The following is an 18505-nucleotide window of genomic DNA, read 5'->3' on the forward strand; positions in this document are numbered from 1 at the left end:
GAATCGTCAACAGCGGCGCACTGCCGGCTGTCGCTTTTGCGATTCCCGATTCCCGATTCCCCATTCCCTGCATCACAGCGTCTGCTCCAGCACGCGCCAGACCAGCGTTTCGAAATCGATGCCGAGCTGGTGGGCGGCCTTGGGCACCAGCGAGTGGCTGGTCATGCCGGGAGCGGTATTCACTTCCAGCAGATACAGCTCGCCGCTGCTGCCATCGCGCATCACGTCCACGCGGCCCCAGCCACGGCAGCCGGCAGCGCGGAACGCGTCCAGCGCGAGCTGGCGGATCTGCGCTTCGGCATCGCCTTCCAGCCCCGGGCACAGGTACTGCGTGTCTTCGGCAAGGTACTTGGCGTTGTAGTCGTACCACTGGCCCTTGGGCACGATGCGGATGGACGGCAACGCGGTGTCTCCGAGCACGGCCACGGTAAGTTCGTCGCCTTCGATCAATTGCTCCATCAACAGCGCGCCGTCGTAGCGCGCAGCCAGGGTCACTGCTTCTTCAAGCTGTGCCTGGTCGAACACGCGGCTGACGCCGACGCTGGAGCCTTCATTGGCCGGCTTGACGATGACCGGCAACCCGATCTGTTGTGCAGCAGCGTGAATCTCCGCGGCGCTGGCGCCAGCAGCCAACCGCGCGTAACGCGGCGTTGATAGGCCAAGCGACAACCACACCTGCTTGGTGCGGATCTTGTCCATGCTCAGCGCCGAGCCAAGCACGTTCGAGCCGGTGTACGGCACGCCGAAGGCTTCCATCAAGCCCTGCACGATGCCGTCTTCGCCGCCGCCGTTATGGCCGTGCAGTACGTTGAACACGCGATCGAATTGCTGCGCGACCAACGCCTTGGCCAACGCTGGAATGCCATCGACCGGCTGTGCATCCACGCCGCGTGCGCGCAGCGCTTCCAGCACGTTGCTACCGGAATTCAAGGACACTTCGCGCTCGGACGAAGTGCCGCCGAGCAACACGGCGACGCGGCCAAAAGCGGCCGGATCGCTGATGCGGGCATTGGCGATGACCGCGCTCATGCCTGCTCTCCGACGAAACCGTTGTTGATGATGTGTTGTGCCACGTAACCGATATCGCCAGCGCCCATCATCAACAGCAGGTCGCCGTCTTGCAGCACGTCCGGCAACACTTCGGCAAGGCCGGCAATCTGGCCGACGACCACCGGCTCGCTACGGCCGCGCGCACGGATGGCGCGTGCCAGCGCACGTGAATCGGCGCCCGGAATCGGTGCTTCGCCGGCCGGGTAGACTTCGCTCAACACCAGCGCGTCGACGGTGCTGAGCACGGCAGCGAAGGCGTCGAACTGATCGCGGGTGCGGCTATAGCGGTGCGGCTGGAAGGCAACGACCAGACGCTTGTCCGGCCAGCCGCCACGTGCTGCAGCGAACACGGCTTCGAGCTCGCGCGGGTGATGGCCATAATCGTCGACCACACGCACGCGCGCGCCGGTGCTGGTGGTGACTTCGCCCAGATCGTTGAAACGACGGCCGATGCCGGCGAAATTTTCCAGCGCGCGTGCAATGGTTTCCGACGCTACGCCGAGCTGCCAGCCGATCGCGGCAGCAGCCAAGGCATTGAGCACGTTGTGACGACCCGGCAATGCCAACGTCACTGGCGTGGTGGTGCCTTCCGGCAGGCGCAGCGTGAAGCGCATGCGCGGACCGTCCTGCATCACATCTTCGGCGCGCACGTCGGCGTTTTCGCTCATGCCGTAGCTCATCACATGACGCGGCGTCTTGCCGGCCAGTGCAGCCACTTCCGGGTCGTCGATGCACAGCAGCGCCAGGCCATAGAACGGCAGGCGCTGCAGGAATTCGGCGAATGCGGCCTGGATGCGGGCGAAGTCGTTGCCGTAGTTTTCCAGGTGATCCGAATCGATGTTGGTGATGACCGCCATCAACGGATTCAGGCGCAGGAAGCTGCCATCGCTTTCGTCGGCTTCGGCAACAAGCCATTGGCCGCCACCGAGTTTTGCGTTGGCACCGGCGGCCAGCAGTTGCCCGCCGATGACGAATGTCGGGTCCAACCCGCCTTCGCTCAGCACAGCTGCAGCCAGGCTGGTGGTGGTGGTCTTGCCATGCGTGCCGGCCACCGCAATGCCGCGACGGAAGCGCATCAGCTCGGCCAGCATGGCGGCACGTGGCATGATCGGAATGCGCTGGCTGCGCGCTTCCATCAGCTCGGGATTGTCGTCGCGAATGGCGCTGGACACCACCACGCAATCGGTGCCCAACACGTTGGCCGCCGAGTGGCCGCGCATCACGCGCGCACCCAGCTTGGCCAAGCGACGCGTGGCCGCGTTATCAGAGTTATCGGAGCCGGAGACTTCATAGCCTAGCGTCAGCATCACCTCGGCAATGCCGCTCATGCCGGTGCCGCCGATGCCGACAAAATGCACGCGCGGAAATGCACGCACCAGATCGCCACTGTCCTGCAGACGGCGGATCACTGGGCACCTCCTGCGGAGGTGTGAATCGGGAGTCGGGAATCGGGAATCGTGTAAAGCTGAGCGCCAGCGGCGACGGAAACTTGGTCGGGGCGCTTGTCTGCGTGCATCAATGTCTGTTCCTGCGGTTGTTCTGAGCTCTGCCCATTCCCCATTCCCGATTTACCACTCCCGGCCTCTTGAAGAATGATGTCGGCGATACGCTCGGCGGCGTCTGGTTTGGCCAGGGTGCGTGCAGCGTTGGCCATCGACAGGCGACGGACCGGGTCGGTGAGCAGGGTCTGCAACACCTGCTGCAAGCGCACTGCCAGGCTGTCGTCCTGCTTGAGCAGCACGGCGGCGTCGGCGCCGACCAGGTATTCGGCATTGCGGGTTTGATGGTCGTCGACGGCGGCGGCAAACGGCACCAGCACGCTGCCGACACCGGCGGCGCACAACTCGGCCAGCGTGGATGCGCCGGCGCGGCACACGACCAGATCGGCCCACGCATAGGCGGCGGCCATGTCGGCGATAAAGGGCTCGACACTGGCGTTGACGCTGGCCTGCGTGTACGCCGCTTCGGCTTCGGCACGCAGCTTTTCGCCGCACTGATGGCGCACGTCGACCTCCGGATGACCGAGTGCGGCCAGCGCTGTCGGCACCGCCTGATTCAACACGCGCGCGCCTTGGCTTCCACCCAGCACCAGCACGCGCACCGGGCCAGTGCGGCCGACCAAACGGTTCGCCGGCGCAGGCAGTGCGGCGATTTCTGCGCGCACCGGGTTGCCTACCGCTTCTTCGCCAGCGAAGCTGCCGGGGAATCCCGTCAGCACGCGGCGCGCAAAACGCGACAACACCTTATTGGTCATGCCAGGTGCGCGATTTTGTTCGTGCACCAGCAACGGCGCACCAAGCAAGCGCGCAGCCAGGCCGCCCGGGCCGGCGGCAAAGCCGCCAAAACTGATCACCGCACGCGGCTGACGCTTGCGCAGCACAAAGCCGGCGGCGCGCACCGCGCGCATCACCCGCACCGGCGCACCAAGCAACTTCACCACGCCTTTGCCGCGCAGGCCGCTGATGGCCAGCGTATCGATTGGAATATCGTGCTGCGGTACCAGACGGGCTTCCATGGCGCCATCGGCACCCAGCCAGGTCACCGGCACGCCGCGTGCACGCAACACCTTGGCCACGGCCAGTCCCGGGAAGATATGCCCACCGGTGCCGCCCGCCAGAATCATCACTGGGCGAACTCCCGCGAATGGATGCGCGGCAGTTTGCGAGGGATGCGCAGCAACGCTCACGCAATCCTCCCAAACGTCGGCTCCACACGCGGCTGCATGCGGCTGGTGCCGCGCAGGATCGCAGAGGCCGGTGCCACGGGGGCCGCGGCAGCTGGTGCCGCTGCCACAGGCGCGGGTGCAGCAGCAGTTTCGCCCTGCGGCGACAACTTGCTGCGCAAGCGCTCTGCACGATCCATTTCGTAGGACACGCGCAGCAACAGGCCAATCGCCACACAGGTCATCAGCACCGACGAACCGCCGGAGGAGATCAATGGCAGGGTCAGGCCCTTGGTCGGCAGGATGCCCAGGTTGACGCCAATCGACACAAAACTCTGCATCGCGATCCACAGGCCGATGCCGAAGGCGATGTAGCCGGAGAAATGCCGCTTCATTTCCACGCAGCGCATGCCCAGCCAGAACGCGCGGCCGACCAGCAGCGCATACAGCGCGACCACACCGCAGACGCCGATGAAACCGAGTTCTTCGGCAATGACCGAGAAGATGAAGTCGGTATGCGATTCGGGCAGGTAATTGAGCTTCTGCACCGATGCACCTAAGCCTACGCCGGTCCACTGGCCGCGGCCGACCGCCATCAGGGCGTTCGACAACTGATAGCCGGAGCCGAGCTGGTCGGCCCACGGGTCCAGGAACGAGGTGATGCGACGCAGGCGATACGGCTCCAGGATCGCGATGAAGGCGAAGATCGGCAGCCCGATCACGATCGGCATCGACATGCGCGGCAGGTTCACGCCGCCCAGCACCAGCATGCCGGCGGTAATCGCCAGCAACAGCGTGGACGAGCCGAAGTCCGGCTGCATCAGCAACAGGCCGACCAGTGCGATCGCAACGCCCAGCGGCTTGAGCATCGCCGGCCAGGTGGCGTTGACCTCATCGCGGAAGCGCACCAGGTAGCTGGACAGCCACACGATGTAGAGCACCTTGACCGCTTCCACGGTCTGGAATTTCGACACGCCCAGATTGATCCAGCGCTTGGCGCCGTTGACGCTGCTGCCCAGCCCCGGCACGAATACCACCATCAGCAGGCCGAAGCAGGCCAGCAACAACACCTGGTTGTATTGCTCGATGGTCTTGAGCTCGGTGCGCATCGCCCAGAACGCCAGACCAACGCCGATACCCAGGAACAGCAGGTGGCGGGTCAGGTAATAGAACGGGTTGTCGGACAGCTCGATCGAGCTGGATGCCACCATCACCACGCCCAGCGAGGCGAGCGTGGCCGCGGCCCCGAGCAGCCACGGATCGTAGCGGCCGCCGATGGCGTCCAGTCGTGTGGCTTGGCGGGACATGTCGTTCATCAGCGCACCTTCAACGTGGCAAGGCCGATCAGCACCAGCACCACCGAAATGATCCAGAAACGCACGATCACGCGCGGCTCCGGCCAACCCTTGAGTTCGAAGTGGTGGTGGATCGGCGCCATGCGGAACACGCGCTTGCCGGTGAGCTTGAAGCTGGCCACCTGGATCATCACCGACAGCGTTTCGATCACGAACACGCCGCCCATGATCACCAGCACCATCTCCTGACGCACGATTACCGCGATGGTGCCGAGCACCGCGCCCAGCGACAGCGCGCCGATGTCGCCCATGAACACCATTGCCGGATAGGTGTTGAACCAGAGAAAGCCCAAGCCTGCCCCTGCGATCGCCGAGCAAATGATGATCAGCTCGCCGGCACCGGGAATCAGCGGGATTTTCAGGTATTCGGCAAACACCACGTTGCCCGACGCATACGCGAACACGCCCAGCGCGCAGGCCACCAACACGGTCGGCATGATGGCCAAACCATCCAGGCCGTCGGTGAGGTTCACCGCGTTGGAGAAGCCCACGATCCAGAAGTAGGCGATCACCACGAAGCTCACGCCGGCCAGTGGCAACGCGATTGACTTGAACATCGGAATGTAAAACGTGATCGCCGCCGGGACGTCGGCGGTGTAGTACAGGAACAACCCGGCGGCCAGACCGAAGATCGACTGCAACAGATACTTCCAGCGCGATTTCAGGCCGTTCGGGTCGCGGCGCACGATCTTGATCCAGTCGTCGTACCAGCCGATCGCACCGAAGCAGATCATCACCGCCAGCACCAACCAGACGTAGCGGTTACGCAGGTCGCCCCACAGCAGCACCGACAGGGTGACGGTGAGCAGGATCAGCGAGCCACCCATGGTCGGCGTGCCGGCCTTGGAAAAGTGCGTTTGCGGGCCGTCTTGGCGGATCGGCTGGCCGCCCTTGAACTGGGCGAGCTTGCGGATCACCGCAGGGCCCATCCACAACGACAGGAACAGCGCGGTCAGCGCAGCCAAAATGCCGCGGAAGGTCAGATAGTTGAACAGCCCGAACAGGCTCTCCAGTTGCTGCAGCCAACGGGCCAACTCAAGCAGCATGGGATGCGCCCTCCGCAGATGCGAGCAGCGCGGTGACGACGCGGTCCATCGCGCTACCGCGCGAGCCCTTCACCAGGATCGTGATGGAGGCGGCACCCGAAAGAGCGGCCGTGGACGGCGATTGCTGTTGGTGAATCACTGCATGTTCCTGCGTATTTCCTGATGCGTGTTGCTGTGTGCGTGTTTCCCGGCTGGCGGCATCGAACAGATCCGCCTGCAGGGCGTCGATCAACTCGGCATGGGTGGCGAACACGCGGCCTCCTTCGCCAAATGCCTGCGCCGCGGCGGCGCTGAGCTCGCCCAGCGCGTAGAGCCGCTGCAGCTTGGCCGCACGTGCGCGACGTCCGGCAGCGGCGTGCAATGCGACACCTTCGGCACCGAGCTCGCGCATGTCGCCGAGCACCAGCCAGCCGTCGCCCGGTGCGGCGGCCAAAGCGTCGATGGCCGCATCCAGCGAGCCGGGGTTGGCGTTGTAGCTGTCGTCGATCAGCACCGCGCCACTCGGCAAGGTCTGTGCAATTTGCCGACCGGCCACCGGATGCGCCTGTGCCAGACCGGCCGCGATCACCGGCAAGGCGATACCGGCACCGAGTGCCAGACCGGTTGCCGCCAAGGCGTTGAGCACGTTGTGCCGGCCCGGCAACGGCAGCGCAACCTGCGCCTCGCCCTGCGGGGTCACCAAGGTGAACTGCGCAGCACCAGCCTGCAGTTGCAGCTGACGCGCCGAGATATCGGCACTGATCTGCAAGCCGTAGCGCAAGATGCGACGTCCCTGCACCGGCTGCGCCTGCAACTGCTGCTCGAACCACATGCCAAACGCGTCATCGGCATTGATCACGGCCACGCCATCGGCGGGCAGCGCGGTGTAGATGGCGCCCTTGGTCTGTGCAACGCCGAGCAAGCTGCCCAGACGCTCAAGATGGGCAGGCGCGATGTTGTTGACCAGCGCGACATGGGGCTGCGCGATATCGGTAAGATAGGCGATATCGCCCGGCTTGCCGGCGCCCATTTCGTAGATCGCAAAATCCGCATCGTCAGGCGCGGCAATCACCGCCAGCGGCAGGCCGATCTCGTTATTGCGGTTGCCCGGCGTGGCGTACACGGTGGTGCCATCCACGCGCCCGGCTTCCTGCAGGATCGAGAGCAGCAGCGCCTTGACGCTGGTCTTGCCGTTGGAGCCGGTCAGCGCAAGCACGCGTGTGGCGCGGTCGCGCTGCATACCGGCAGCAACCCGCGCCAATGCCAGCTCGGTGTTTTCCACCACCACCTGCGGCACGCTCAGCGCCGGCAGCAGGCGATCCACCAGCAATCCGCTGGCACCGTGCGCGACGGCGTCGGCGGCAAAGTCGTGCCCATCAAAACGCTCACCGCGCAGCGCGATATACAGGCTGCCATTGGCGAGCGTGCGGGTGTCGTTGCCCACCGCATCGATCATGGCGTCGTCGCCATGCAGCTCGCCACCGGCCCAATGCGCAATCAACGACAGTGGAGTGAGCTTCATGGGCGCACTCCCAGCACGGTGCGCGGCAGCAGCGCCTGCGCCGCCACGATGGCGTCGTCGAAGGCATGCCGCACGCCGGCAACTTCCTGGTATGGCTCATGCCCCTTGCCGGCGATCAACACGATGTCGGACGCGCTGGCCATGCCGATGGCCTGATGGATCGCAGCAGCGCGGTCACGCTGCACGATGGCGGCATCCGGGCGCGCGAAGCCGCGCAGGATATCGGCCACGATCGCGTCGCCATTTTCGCCACGCGGGTTGTCGTCGGTGACGATGGCCACGTCGGCGTTGAGTTCTGCAATCGCCGCCATCTGCGGGCGCTTGCCGGTGTCGCGTTCGCCGCCGCAGCCGAACACGCAGATCAGCCGGTCCTGCGCATGCGAACGCAGGCTGCTTAATGCCTGTTCCAGCGCATCGGGCGTGTGCGCGTAATCAACCACCACCAACGGTGCGCCATGTGCGCCACCGAGCCGATTCATGCGGCCATGGATCGGCTGCAACTGGCCAAGCACAGTGGCGATCTGCGCAGGTGCAGTCTCCAGCGCCCACAACGCGCCAGCCACCGCCAATAGGTTGTCCACGTTGAAGCGGCCCAGCAGCGGCGAATGCACCGGATGCACTTCGCCTTGGATATTCAGCGCGAAGTTGATGCCGTTGTGGTCCAGCTGCAGTGCCTGCGCGCTCACGCTGGCATCGGCCTGCGCGCGCGAGCTCACACCGATTGCACGCAGTGCGGGATCGAGCGAGGCGAACAGCGTGCGGCCAAAGGCATCGTCCAGATTCACCACCGCCGCTTTCAAGCCAGCGCGGGTGAACAGCTTGGCCTTCGCAGCGCCGTACTGCGCCATGTCACCGTGGTAATCGAGATGATCGCGGGTGAGATTGGTGAACACCGCGACATCGAAATGCACGGCATCCACGCGGCCCTGATCGAGCGCGTGCGAGCTGACTTCCATTGCCACCGCCTGCGCACCCTCATCGCGCAACTGCGCCAGCAACGCATGCGTGGGCAGCACCAGCGGCGTGGTGAAACCGGTCGGCACGGCCGCGCCATACAGACCGACGCCCAGGGTGCCGAGCGTGCCGGTGGGTGTCCCGAGCAGCGTCAGCGCCTGCGCCAGCAACTGCACGGTGGAGGTCTTGCCGTTGGTACCAGTGACGCCAACCATCCGCATCGCATGCGACGGCCGGCCATGAAATTGATCGGCCATCACGCCAAGGCGCGCGCGCAGACCGGGCACGGCAATCGCATCGGCCGGGACCGGCATACCGTCTGGAGCCGGAGGCTCGAACAACACCGCACCCGCACCATTGGCGCGCGCCTGTTCGACAAAGCCCAGGCCATGCGCACCGAAGCCGGCGATCGCCACGAACGCATCGCCCGGAGCCACCACACGGCTATCCATCACCAGACCGGAGACCTGCACGTCGTGCGGCAGTGCCACGTCCGGCAGCAACTGCGAGAGCGCCATGGAGCGGCTCATTGGCGGCTCTCCTGCAACGGCGCAGGCTGCGCTGGCGCGTTGGCCGGCGGTGGTGCCACTGCGGTCGGAATGCCGGCAGACACTTCGTCCACAGGGTCCGGCACCAGCGCCGGATCCAGATCGGCCGGCTGCGGCTTGACCGTGGGCTGACCCGTTTTACCGGCAGCTTGCGCGGCCAGCCACGATTGGATGTCGTCCGGCGGCACGTCCATCAAGCGCAGCGCGCCTTCCATCACGCGGTGGAAGACCGGCGCCGACACCAGGCCGCCGTAGTACACCTTGCCCTGCGGATCGTTGATCACGATGACGGTGGCAAAGCGCGGGCGCGTGGCCGGCACCAGGCCGGCGAACAGCGCGTTGTAATGCCCGCGCTCGTAGCCGTTGGCGCCATTCTTGCGCGCGGTACCGGTCTTGCCGGCCACGTGATACCCCAGAATCGCCGCGCCCTTGGCGCCGCCTTGGGTGACCACGGTTTCCATCATGTCGATGACCTGGCGCGCCACTTCCGGCGTGATCACCTGACGGGTTTCGTTGTGCTGGCCGCGCACGAACGTCGGCGGCGTGAGCTTGCCGCCGTTGCCGAGCGTGGCGTATGCCTGCGCAATCTGCAGCGGTGTCACCGACAAGCCGTAGCCATACGACATCGTGGTCTTGGACGGGCCGCTCCAGCGTGCCGGCTGCAACACCACACCGGCCGATTCGCCGGGAAAACCGCTATGCGGCGCGCTGCCGTAACCGAAGTTGCGGATCGACTGATAAAAGGTCTGGTCCGGCACCTTGGCGGCGATCTTGGCCGCGCCGATGTTCGAGCTGCGGGTGATCACGCCGGTGACGTTGAGCACACCGTTGTTGCGCGGCACATCGCGAATGGTGAAGCGCCCCACCGACATGTAGCCGGGGTTGGTGTCGATGATGGTGTCTTTGGTCACCACGCCGGCCGTCAGCGCGGTGGCCACGGTCAGCGGCTTCATCGTCGAACCCGGCTCGACCAGATCGGTGACCGCGCGGTTGCGGCGCGCCGACGGGTTGATGCCGGTGACCGAATTCGGGTTGTAGGTGGGCAGGTTGACCATCGCCAGCACTTCGCCGGTGGCCACATCCATCACCACCATCGAACCGCCGGCCGCGTTGTTTTCGACCAAGGCGTTTCGTAGTTCCTTGTAAGCAAGAAACTGGATGCGGCGGTCGATGCTCAGCGTCAGGTCCTTGCCCGGCTGCGCCGGACGCACCAGGTCCACACTTTCCACGATGGCGCCGCGCGCATCGCGCACCACCTTCTTGGAACCGGGCTTGCCGCGCAGCCATTCGTCGAACGCAAGTTCGAGACCTTCCTGGCCGCGGTCGTCGATGTTGGTGAAGCCCAGCACGTGGGCCATCGCCTCGCCTTGCGGATAGAAGCGACGGAACTCGCGCTGCGAGAACACGCCCGGAATCTTCAGATCGACAATCGCATGCGCCTTGTCCGGGTTGATCCGGCGCTGCAGGTACATGAATTCCTTGCCGGCCTTCTGCGCCAGCTTGGCGTTCAATTCATCCAGCGGCTGTCCGAGCGCCTTGGCCAGTTCGGGAATGCGGTCCGGGTTACGCAGCAGTTCCTGCGGATTGACCCAGATCGATTCCACCGGCGTGGACACCGCCAGCGGCTCGCCGTTGCGGTCGGTGATCATGCCGCGCGAGGTGGCGATGGGCAGTTCGCGCAGGTAACGCGCTTCGCCCTGACGCTGATAGAAATCGCGATTAACCAGCTGCACGAACGCGGCGCGCCCGATCAGCGTCACCGAGCACAGGCCCAACGCGATGCCGACCAGGGTCAGGCGACCACGGAGATTGAAATTGCTGCGGGGGCGGTTGCGGCCGGCCTTCACCGCGCACCTCCCGCTGCGCAGCTGCGCCGTGCAAAGCGGCTGTGCTGCTGATTGGTCATGGGCGCACCACCACGATGTCGTTGGTCTCCGGGAACTTCATCCCGATGCGCGCACGCGCGACCTGATCGACCCGGTTGCTTTCCGCCCACGTGGCCTGCTCCAGCTGCAGCCGGCCGAATTCGATATTCAATTCGTCGCGCGTGTGCTCGAGCTTGGACAACTGCACGAACAGCTTGCGATGCATGTGGCGCATGTACACGACACCGATCGCCGAGGCGATGCTGCAGGCAAGCAGCACGATGAGCAGCAAGCGGCTCATGCGGCGCCACCGTTCGGTGACGCCGGGAATCGGGAATCGGGAGTCGAGAATCGGGAAGCAGCGGCGCTCCTGCCGTCCCCCATTCCCGATTCCTCATTTCCCATTCCCAGCTTCTCCGCCACCCGCAATACCGCACTGCGTGCACGCGGATTGACGTTCAATTCGGCGTCGTCGGCCTTGATCGCACCGCTCACCAGCTGCAGTGTCGGCACGAACGGCTGCGCTTCGGGCAGGCGGCGATTGCTCGGCGGGGCCTTGGCGTAGCGGGCCATGAATTGCTTGACGATGCGGTCTTCCAGCGAATGGAAGCTGATCACCGCCAGACGGCCGCCGGGCTTGAGCGCGGCCAGCGCTGCATCCAGGCCGGCTTCCAGATCGTCGAGTTCGCGGTTGATGTAGATGCGGATCGCTTGAAAGCTGCGTGTCGCCGGGTGGGTCTTGCTGTCGCCGCGCGGCATCACCGAGGCAATCAGGTCGGCCAGTTGCGCGGTACGCAGCAACGGCTGTTCGGCGCGGCGCGCCACGATGGCACGCGCGATGCGGCGGCTCTGGCGTTCTTCGCCATAGGTCCACAGCACATCGGCGATCTCGCGGTCGCTGGCATGCGCCAGCCACTCAGCCGCGCTCTGGCCGCTGTCCGGATCCATGCGCATGTCCAGCGGGCCGTCCTTGCCGAAACTGAAACCGCGCCCGGCCACGTCCAGCTGCGGCGAAGACACACCCAGATCCAGCAGGATGCCGTCGACGGTTGCCGCAGCAACCACTTGACCGAGCCCGGCGAAACTGCCGCGATGGATGGACACGCGCGCATCGCCACCGAACGTCTGTTCGGCCACTGCGATCGCTTCGGGGTCCTTGTCCATCACCAGCAGTCGACCTCCCGGGCCAAGATGTTCCAGCACACCGCGTGCGTGTCCGCCACGCCCGAACGTGCCATCGAGATAGGTTCCGTTTTCGGTCACTTGCAGGCCATCCAGCACCTGCGTGTACAGCACCGGCACATGGGCCGCCGGGGACTGCGACACCGGGTGACCGGGCTGCGCTTCACCGCGCATCCGGGCACCCCGGCTCACAACCTGAGATCGAGCAATTCATCGCCCAGATCCCCGTCAGACAATGTCTGTTGGATCAGTGCGCGATGTGCCTGCTCGCTCCACAGTTCGAACTTGTCGCCCATGCCCAGCAGCACGGCTTTTTTCTCGATGCCCACCGCGTTGCGGTGGCTGGCCGGGATGCTCAGACGGCCATTGGCGTCCAGCTCGAGCACGGCCGAAGAACCCACCAGTTTTTGCTGCAGCGTGCGGACTACGCGCTGGGTATTGGGCTTGGACATCACATCCTCGCGCACCCGCTCCCACTCCTTTTCCGCATACAGCCACAGGCATCCGGCTTCGAACGGGTTGTAGGTGAGGACCAGGCGGTTGCCGCTGACACGCGTGACGAGGTCGCGGTATGCAGTTGGCACCGCCATACGCCCCTTGTCGTCCACCGTGATGGCAGTCTCGCCCTGAAACACCGAATGCAACCTCGAATACCCGCTGGGGGATCATTGAACCACGAAAAACCACAAAACACCTGGTTTTCCCTCCGTTGTCCACCTTAGCAGCGCGTCAAAGGTTGTCAACAACTTTGAGGTCCATAAATCGCTAGTCGCATCAATGAGTTGCAGCACTCTTTAGAGACTTGTTCAAAGGTTATCCACAAGTTGCTGTTTCGTCTCAGATTTTGAGATTGAACGGAAATTCAGGGGCGTGAAGGGCATGTAAACTCGGCCGCAGTCTCACTTCACATTGCGCCAGCTGCATACCTCAAATTGCGCAAACACGTAACAATTGGTGGCATGTGCCTGGTCGCTCTTGCCTGGAAAGCTCACCCTCGCTGGCGCCTGCTGCTGGCGGGCAACCGCGATGAATTCCACGAACGCCCCACCGCGGCGCTGGCGCAGTGGGCGGCACCGGCCGCCAACGTGCTGGCAGGTCGCGACCTGCGCTCTGGTGGCAGTTGGGTTGGCCTGGGTCAGGACGGCCGCGCTGCGGTGGTCACCAACGTGCGCGACCCACTTGCCACCGCCTCGGGGCGCTCGCGCGGGCATCTGATTGCGGACTATCTGTCCGGCAGCCTGGGCGCTACCGCATACGCCGACGCACTGGCCGGCGCCGCCCACGCGTTCCCACCTTTCAACCTGTTGCTATGCGACGCCGACCGTTGCGAGCACCTCAGCAATCACCCGCCACTGGCGCGGCAACTGGCGGCGGGCGTCCATGGGATGTCGAACGGACCGCTGGACGCACTGTGGCCCAAGACCGCCGCACTGACCAACGTGCTGCGCCATTGGTGCGCAGACGGCGCTGAAGACCTGCAGCCGCTGTGGGCTGCACTGGGCAACCCAGCCATCGCCCCCGACGCTGCGCTACCGCAGACCGGCGTGGACCTGGCCACCGAACGCCTGCTCTCGGCCGCCTTCATCACCGGGCCCAGCTACGGCACCCGCGCCAGCACCATCGTGGCGGTGGACCATCGCGGCCACGGCTTCATCCATGAGCGCCGCTTCGGCCCGAACGGGATTTTCCAGGGCCAGACAAGGCTGGCAATCCCCGGAACGCTTTGACGACCCCCAATCATGCGCATACTATGCGCATAACATTGGGAGCCACGCATGAACCGCTACTACGATGTTTCTGCGCAGAAGAAGCCGCTGAATCTGACCATCAACGCCGACCTGGCAGCGCAAGCCCGCGCGATGACCGGCAACCTTTCGGCAAAGGTGGAAGAGTTGCTGGCCGAGTACGTCACCAAGGAACGCGATAGCCACAGCGCAAGAGCGCTTGAGCTGCAACGCGCCGCGAGCGAATGGAAGGCCTTCACTGAGGCGCACGGCTCCTTCGCCGACGAGTTCTCCACGCTATGACCGACCAGTTCGATGTCTACGCCAATGTCGGCCAGAACAAGAACATCCCGTACGTGGTTGTCGTTCAGTCGAAAATTTTCGACGCCTCACCACGCCGTGTCGTCATCCCCCTGGTTCGAAAGTCCAAGCACTCCCCGACCCCATCCCGCTTCACCCCGGAACTCACCGTCGCCGGCCACAGCGTCATCCTGCAACCCCTGGAAATGACCTCGGTGCCGCTGGCCGTCCTCAACAAACCAGCCGGCACATTGAAGGACCAAGGCCAGATCATCATCGACGCCCTGGACGAGCTATTCACCCGCTCGTTCGGTTAAACGCAAAACAAAAAAAAGCCTCAAGCAAGGGCGCAGCAACGGACAAAGCATTCGCCACGAGGGCGAAGCCCAAGCCAAGCAACAAGGATCGAAGCAGCAATCGCATTGATGGCAAACAGCCGAAAGCACCTGACAACTCACCGAGTGCAAGCCCACCCTTGAGTCAAGGGGGCGCGGTGACAGCCGCGGGGTTCTGGCATGCCACGGAGCGGAACCCGCGTTTTGTACCGCCAACAGCGGTACGCAGCGTGGGCGCCTTATTTTGGGCCTACGCCCAAAAAAGGCGGCGGAGCCGGCCGATAAGCCGGGTTCTGTCGTGGACAGTCATTCGTCTAGGCGCTACGTCACCGCAGCGCTCAAGCAACCTACCCGGATCCAGCGCGGGCCACGCCAATGGATCCCTATTTGGTCTTGCTCCAGGTGGGGTTTGCCGTGCCGGTCCGTTACCGGACTCGCGGTGCGCTCTTACCGCACCATTTCACCCTTACCGGCTCCCCGAAAGGAACGTAGGCGGTATCTTTCTGTTGCACTTTCCGTCGGCTTGCGCCGCCCAGGCGTTACCTGGCACCTTGCCCTATGGAGCCCGGACTTTCCTCGGCACTCTTGCGAGTGACGCGACTGTCTGGCCGACTCCGCCGGGGCGAACTATACGCTATTGCCAGACCACACCCCGCCCAGCGCTGTCTTCGGCATACAGCACCACACGTTCGAACTGATGGGCAAATGACCATCTAGCCGCCTCGGCTGGCATCGCGAGTTGTGCGTGCGAAGGCGCCCTCGGGCAATAGATCAGCAGCGCGACAGCGTCGGCATGCGCGCGATATCCCTCGATCTTCGCCTGCTTTTGCAGAATGCATGTCGACACCTGCAACTGAGCGAGGGCGGGCACTTCAAAGACGCCGCCCCCGACCACCTCCGCCCGGGCAGCAGGCCAGAGTTGCACATGTCTCAAGAAATCGGGGAGCCCTCTCCTGATGACCTGATTGCCTTCGATCAATCTCGACTGCCCGGCCAACAGATGCTCCACCTGTTCAATTGCGTCTGGGAGCTTCGGGAGCGGTTGATCCGTAAAACCAAGACTGATCTGTACGCCAGGCAGAAGCTGCGCCAATCGCGGCTTCAGCGACGCTAGTAATTTTTCACGCGCCCGAACGAGCGCTTTTCCATCCGGACGCAAAAGCCGGGTGATCTCGACTGCATAAGTTGAGCCGTCGTCAATGCGAAAACGGATGTCTGCAGCAGGCTCTTTGGGCTGTTCTATCTCGCCGATCGGCAGCGGAAATGCATCCGGCCAGTTCGTCAAGACACACTGGAACTGACGCAGCTCCAGCGCCTTCTTTTTGCCTTCGGCAGTCGTTGGGTCAGCCATTACCGCCATACAACGCCTTGCGCGGCGCGCCGGTCAGCTCGGCGGCGAGCTTGGCGGCGGTGGACGGCGGCAGGTGTTCGGCGAGCTTGGCGTAGACGCGGCGGCCTTCGGCGAGCTGGCCTTCGGCGGCGTTGGCGGCACCCTGCACCATCACCACGAATTCGCCCTTGCGCTGATTGTCGTCGGCTTCGACCTGCGCCTGCAGCTGCGCCAGGCTGCCGTCGAGCACGGTTTCGAAGAGTTTGGTCAATTCGCGGGCAATCACTGCCGGGCGCTCGTCACCGAAGGCAAAGCGCAGGTCGGCCAGCGATTCGACGATGCGGTGCGCCGATTCGTAGAACACCAGGGTGCGGGTCTCCCCTGCCAGCCGCGCCAGGCGCTCGCGGCGGGCGGCGCTCTTGGCCGGCAGAAAGCCTTCGAAGCTGAAGCGGTCGCTGGGCAGGCCGGCCACGCTGAGCGCAGCGATTGCCGCGCAGGCGCCCGGCACCGGGCTGACCTTGATGCCGGCGACACGCGCGGCGCGCACCAGTTTGAAGCCCGGGTCGCTGACCAGCGGAGTGCCGGCGTCGCTGACGATGGCCAGCGATTCGCCCTCGCGCAGGCGCGCCACGATGCGTTCGGACATGGCCTCTTCGTTATGGTCGTGCAGGGCCAGCAGCGGGCGGTCGATGCCGAAATGGCTCAGCAGCTGGCGGGTATGGCGGGTGTCTTCGGCGCAGATTGCGGCCACGCCACGCAACACCTCCTGCGCGCGCGGCGACAGGTCGGCCAGGTTGCCGATCGGCGTGGCGACCACGTGCAGGGTTCCAGGGGACGTCATCAGCGGTTTTCCGGGGGCAAAGGGTAGAATCGTAGCGTTTTTAACGGTCCGCCCCGGCGGCCCCTGTCCAATGGATCTGAAATGAACAAGCGTGTTGCAAGGATCTCCGCCCTTTCGCTGATGGTGATGCTGGCGGCCGGTTGTGCCACCAGCAGCATCACGCCGACCGCCTCGCCGACGCAGAGCGCGGCGCTGGCACTGCTGGATCAAGGCAAGCCGCGCGACGCCGCGCAGCAGTTGGAAGCCGAATCCGCCAGTGCCAGCGGTGCGCAGCGCAGCCGGTTGCTGGCTGCAGCCGCGTTCGGTTGGCACGACGCTGGCGACGATGCGCGTGCCCGCACGTTGCTGGCGCAGGTCAACGCGCGCCAGCTGAGCGGCGAGGAACGCGCCCGTTTCGGGCTACTCACCGGCGAGTTGGCCGTGATCGACAAGCAGGGTGCGCAGGCGCTGCAGGCGTTGGGCGACAGCCCGCAGGGACTGACCCAGCCGCTGCAGACGCGTTGGTTTGTGGCACGTGCCGCTGCACTGGAAGCCACCGGCGACCTGTTCGGCGCCGCCGCCGACCGCGCGCGCGCCGATGCCAGCCTGACCGGCACTGCACGCAGCGAGAACCAGCGTGCGATCGTGCGCCTGCTCGCCGCCGTCGACGATGCCACCCTCAAGGCTCGCACCGCCGCACTGCCGGCCGGCGACCCGCTGTACAACTTCGCCGGGCGTGCACTGATCAGCCGCGGGCTAGGGCTGCCGCGCGCGTTCGAGCGTGATGCGCAATGGGGCTTCGATACCAGCAAGCGCCCGCCGGCCGAGCGCGACGGCTACCGTCCGCCGACGAAGCTGGGTGTGCTGTTGCCGATCACCGGCAACCTGGCCACTGCCGCCGCGCCGGTGCGCGATGGCTTGCTGGCCGGCTACTACGCGGAAACCCGCCGCCGCCCGGAAGTGCAGTTCTTCGATACCGCCGGCACGCCAGCCGGTGCCAATGCCGCCTATGACAAGGCAGTGAGCGCCGGGGTGGATTACGTGGTCGGCCCGTTGGGGCGCGACGAAGTCAGCGCGCTGTTTGCGCGCGGCCAGCTCGCGGTGCCGGTGCTGGCACTCAACCGCCCCGCCGACAACAAGGCCCCGCCCAGCGGCAGCGCCGGGTTCTCGCTGGCGCCGGAGGACGACGGCATCATGGCTGCCGAATATCTGCTCTCGCGCGAGCGCCGCAACGTGCTGATCGTCGGTACCAGCGACGACAACGGCAAGCGCACCATCAAGGCCTTCCGCGACCGCTTCACCGAACGCGGCGGCGCCGTCGCAGGCAGCATCAGCGTGGCCGATGCGCCAGGCGACATCGGTGCGCAGTTGCGCAATTACGGCACCGCCGATGCAGTGTTCCTGGCAGTGCGCGGCAACACCGCGCGGGTGCTGGCGCCGCAGCTGGCACTGGCCGGGTTCGCCGGCAAATCACGCGTGGGCACCTCGCAGTTGGTGGCCGGCACCGGCAAGGTCGAAGACGATCTGGCGCTGGATGGCATCGTCTACCCGAGCGAAACCTGGACCGCGCTGGGCGTGTCCGGCCTGCCGGCAGTGAGCCAGGTGGCCAGCACCCTGCCCAGCGCACGCGGCCCGGCCGCCCGCCTGTTCGCGTTCGGTTACGACGCGTGGAAGATCACCGCGTATCTGGAAAAACTCGCCACCGGCAGCGATGGTGGGCTGCGCGGCGCCACCGGCACCTTGCACCTGGATGGCTTCGGCAATGTGCTGCGCACGCCGGCCTGGTCCACCTTCAACGGTGGCCGCCCGACACCGATCGCCGACGGCCGCTGA

Annotated in this window: 17 protein-coding genes and 1 other RNA gene; 4 read left to right on the plus strand and 14 right to left on the minus strand. The window is 65.2% G+C overall.

The annotated features are described in order from the left end of the window. Positions 1-72: 72 nt before the first annotated feature. Genes NX05_RS13295 through mraZ form a run of 11 tightly spaced genes read right to left on the minus strand, consistent with a single transcriptional unit; the run spans position 73 to position 12807 of the window. Positions 73-1029 carry a D-alanine--D-alanine ligase gene (locus NX05_RS13295; RefSeq protein ID WP_039436673.1) on the minus strand — a complete coding sequence of 319 codons (957 nt, stop codon included), beginning with the start codon at positions 1027-1029 and terminating at the stop codon, positions 73-75. After that, a complete protein-coding gene (gene murC, locus NX05_RS13300) occupies positions 1026-2459 on the minus strand; it encodes a UDP-N-acetylmuramate--L-alanine ligase (protein ID WP_039436671.1) in 1434 nt (477 codons plus the stop codon). Before murC ends, NX05_RS13295 begins: the two co-directional genes overlap by 4 nt. Beyond that, on the minus strand, positions 2456-3736 hold the full coding sequence (gene murG / locus NX05_RS13305; protein ID WP_039436668.1) for an undecaprenyldiphospho-muramoylpentapeptide beta-N-acetylglucosaminyltransferase: 1281 nt from the start codon (positions 3734-3736) through the stop codon (positions 2456-2458). Before murG ends, murC begins: the two co-directional genes overlap by 4 nt. After that, positions 3733-5028: a putative lipid II flippase FtsW gene (gene ftsW / locus NX05_RS13310; RefSeq protein WP_039436666.1), complete on the minus strand. Its 1296-nt coding sequence runs from the start codon at positions 5026-5028 to the stop codon at positions 3733-3735. The genes murG and ftsW overlap by 4 nt, the downstream gene beginning before the upstream one ends. Then, complete coding sequence (mraY, locus tag NX05_RS13315; protein WP_010367638.1) at positions 5028-6113, minus strand: phospho-N-acetylmuramoyl-pentapeptide-transferase; 1086 nt, start codon at positions 6111-6113, stop codon at positions 5028-5030. The genes ftsW and mraY overlap by 1 nt, the downstream gene beginning before the upstream one ends. Beyond that, a complete protein-coding gene (locus tag NX05_RS13320) occupies positions 6103-7614 on the minus strand; it encodes a UDP-N-acetylmuramoyl-tripeptide--D-alanyl-D-alanine ligase (protein WP_039436664.1) in 1512 nt (503 codons plus the stop codon). The genes mraY and NX05_RS13320 overlap by 11 nt, the downstream gene beginning before the upstream one ends. After that, positions 7611-9086: a UDP-N-acetylmuramoyl-L-alanyl-D-glutamate--2,6-diaminopimelate ligase gene (locus NX05_RS13325; RefSeq protein ID WP_172645765.1), complete on the minus strand. Its 1476-nt coding sequence runs from the start codon at positions 9084-9086 to the stop codon at positions 7611-7613. Before NX05_RS13325 ends, NX05_RS13320 begins: the two co-directional genes overlap by 4 nt. A gap of 8 nt (positions 9087-9094) precedes the next feature. Continuing rightward, on the minus strand, positions 9095-10963 hold the full coding sequence (locus NX05_RS13330) for a peptidoglycan D,D-transpeptidase FtsI family protein (protein ID WP_017118331.1): 1869 nt from the start codon (positions 10961-10963) through the stop codon (positions 9095-9097). A gap of 55 nt (positions 10964-11018) precedes the next feature. Beyond that, positions 11019-11282, minus strand: a complete 264-nt coding sequence (gene ftsL, locus NX05_RS13335; protein WP_005991913.1) for a cell division protein FtsL — start codon at positions 11280-11282, stop codon at positions 11019-11021. After that, the gene (gene rsmH, locus NX05_RS13340; protein WP_039436660.1) at positions 11279-12337 is read right to left on the minus strand and encodes a 16S rRNA (cytosine(1402)-N(4))-methyltransferase RsmH; all 1059 of its coding nucleotides are present in this window, start codon (positions 12335-12337) and stop codon (positions 11279-11281) included. Before rsmH ends, ftsL begins: the two co-directional genes overlap by 4 nt. 14 nt (positions 12338-12351) lie before the next feature. Then, a complete protein-coding gene (gene mraZ / locus NX05_RS13345; RefSeq protein WP_104607691.1) occupies positions 12352-12807 on the minus strand; it encodes a division/cell wall cluster transcriptional repressor MraZ in 456 nt (151 codons plus the stop codon). 315 nt (positions 12808-13122) lie between these two features. On the opposite strand from mraZ, the gene NX05_RS13350 reads away from it, so the two are divergent. Genes NX05_RS13350 through NX05_RS13360 form a run of 3 tightly spaced genes read left to right on the plus strand, consistent with a single transcriptional unit; the run spans position 13123 to position 14504 of the window. Further along, positions 13123-13890: an NRDE family protein gene (locus tag NX05_RS13350; RefSeq protein ID WP_039436659.1), complete on the plus strand. Its 768-nt coding sequence runs from the start codon at positions 13123-13125 to the stop codon at positions 13888-13890. Positions 13891-13938: 48 nt separating this feature from the next. Continuing rightward, positions 13939-14190 carry a type II toxin-antitoxin system CcdA family antitoxin gene (locus NX05_RS13355; RefSeq protein ID WP_010367654.1) on the plus strand — a complete coding sequence of 84 codons (252 nt, stop codon included), beginning with the start codon at positions 13939-13941 and terminating at the stop codon, positions 14188-14190. Continuing rightward, positions 14187-14504 carry a CcdB family protein gene (locus NX05_RS13360; protein WP_010367656.1) on the plus strand — a complete coding sequence of 106 codons (318 nt, stop codon included), beginning with the start codon at positions 14187-14189 and terminating at the stop codon, positions 14502-14504. The genes NX05_RS13355 and NX05_RS13360 overlap by 4 nt, the downstream gene beginning before the upstream one ends. 284 nt (positions 14505-14788) lie before the next feature. Here NX05_RS13360 and rnpB read toward each other — a convergent pair. From rnpB to rsmI, 3 genes are all read right to left on the minus strand, one after another. Further along, positions 14789-15138: RNase P RNA component class A (rnpB, locus tag NX05_RS13715), an RNA gene on the minus strand. An 18-nt stretch (positions 15139-15156) separates the two neighbouring features. Continuing rightward, positions 15157-15375 (minus strand): hypothetical protein, encoded by a 219-nt coding sequence (locus NX05_RS24455; RefSeq protein WP_026112348.1) that lies wholly within the window; start codon positions 15373-15375, stop codon positions 15157-15159. Positions 15376-15865: 490 nt separating this feature from the next. Beyond that, positions 15866-16693 carry a 16S rRNA (cytidine(1402)-2'-O)-methyltransferase gene (gene rsmI / locus NX05_RS13370; protein WP_026112344.1) on the minus strand — a complete coding sequence of 276 codons (828 nt, stop codon included), beginning with the start codon at positions 16691-16693 and terminating at the stop codon, positions 15866-15868. A gap of 81 nt (positions 16694-16774) precedes the next feature. Here rsmI and NX05_RS13375 point away from each other — a divergent pair, with 81 nt between their 5' ends. Beyond that, positions 16775-18505 carry a penicillin-binding protein activator gene (locus NX05_RS13375; RefSeq protein WP_039436656.1) on the plus strand — a complete coding sequence of 577 codons (1731 nt, stop codon included), beginning with the start codon at positions 16775-16777 and terminating at the stop codon, positions 18503-18505.

Source organism: Xanthomonas vasicola (assembly GCF_000772705.2).
Lineage (GTDB): Bacteria > Pseudomonadota > Gammaproteobacteria > Xanthomonadales > Xanthomonadaceae > Xanthomonas > Xanthomonas vasicola.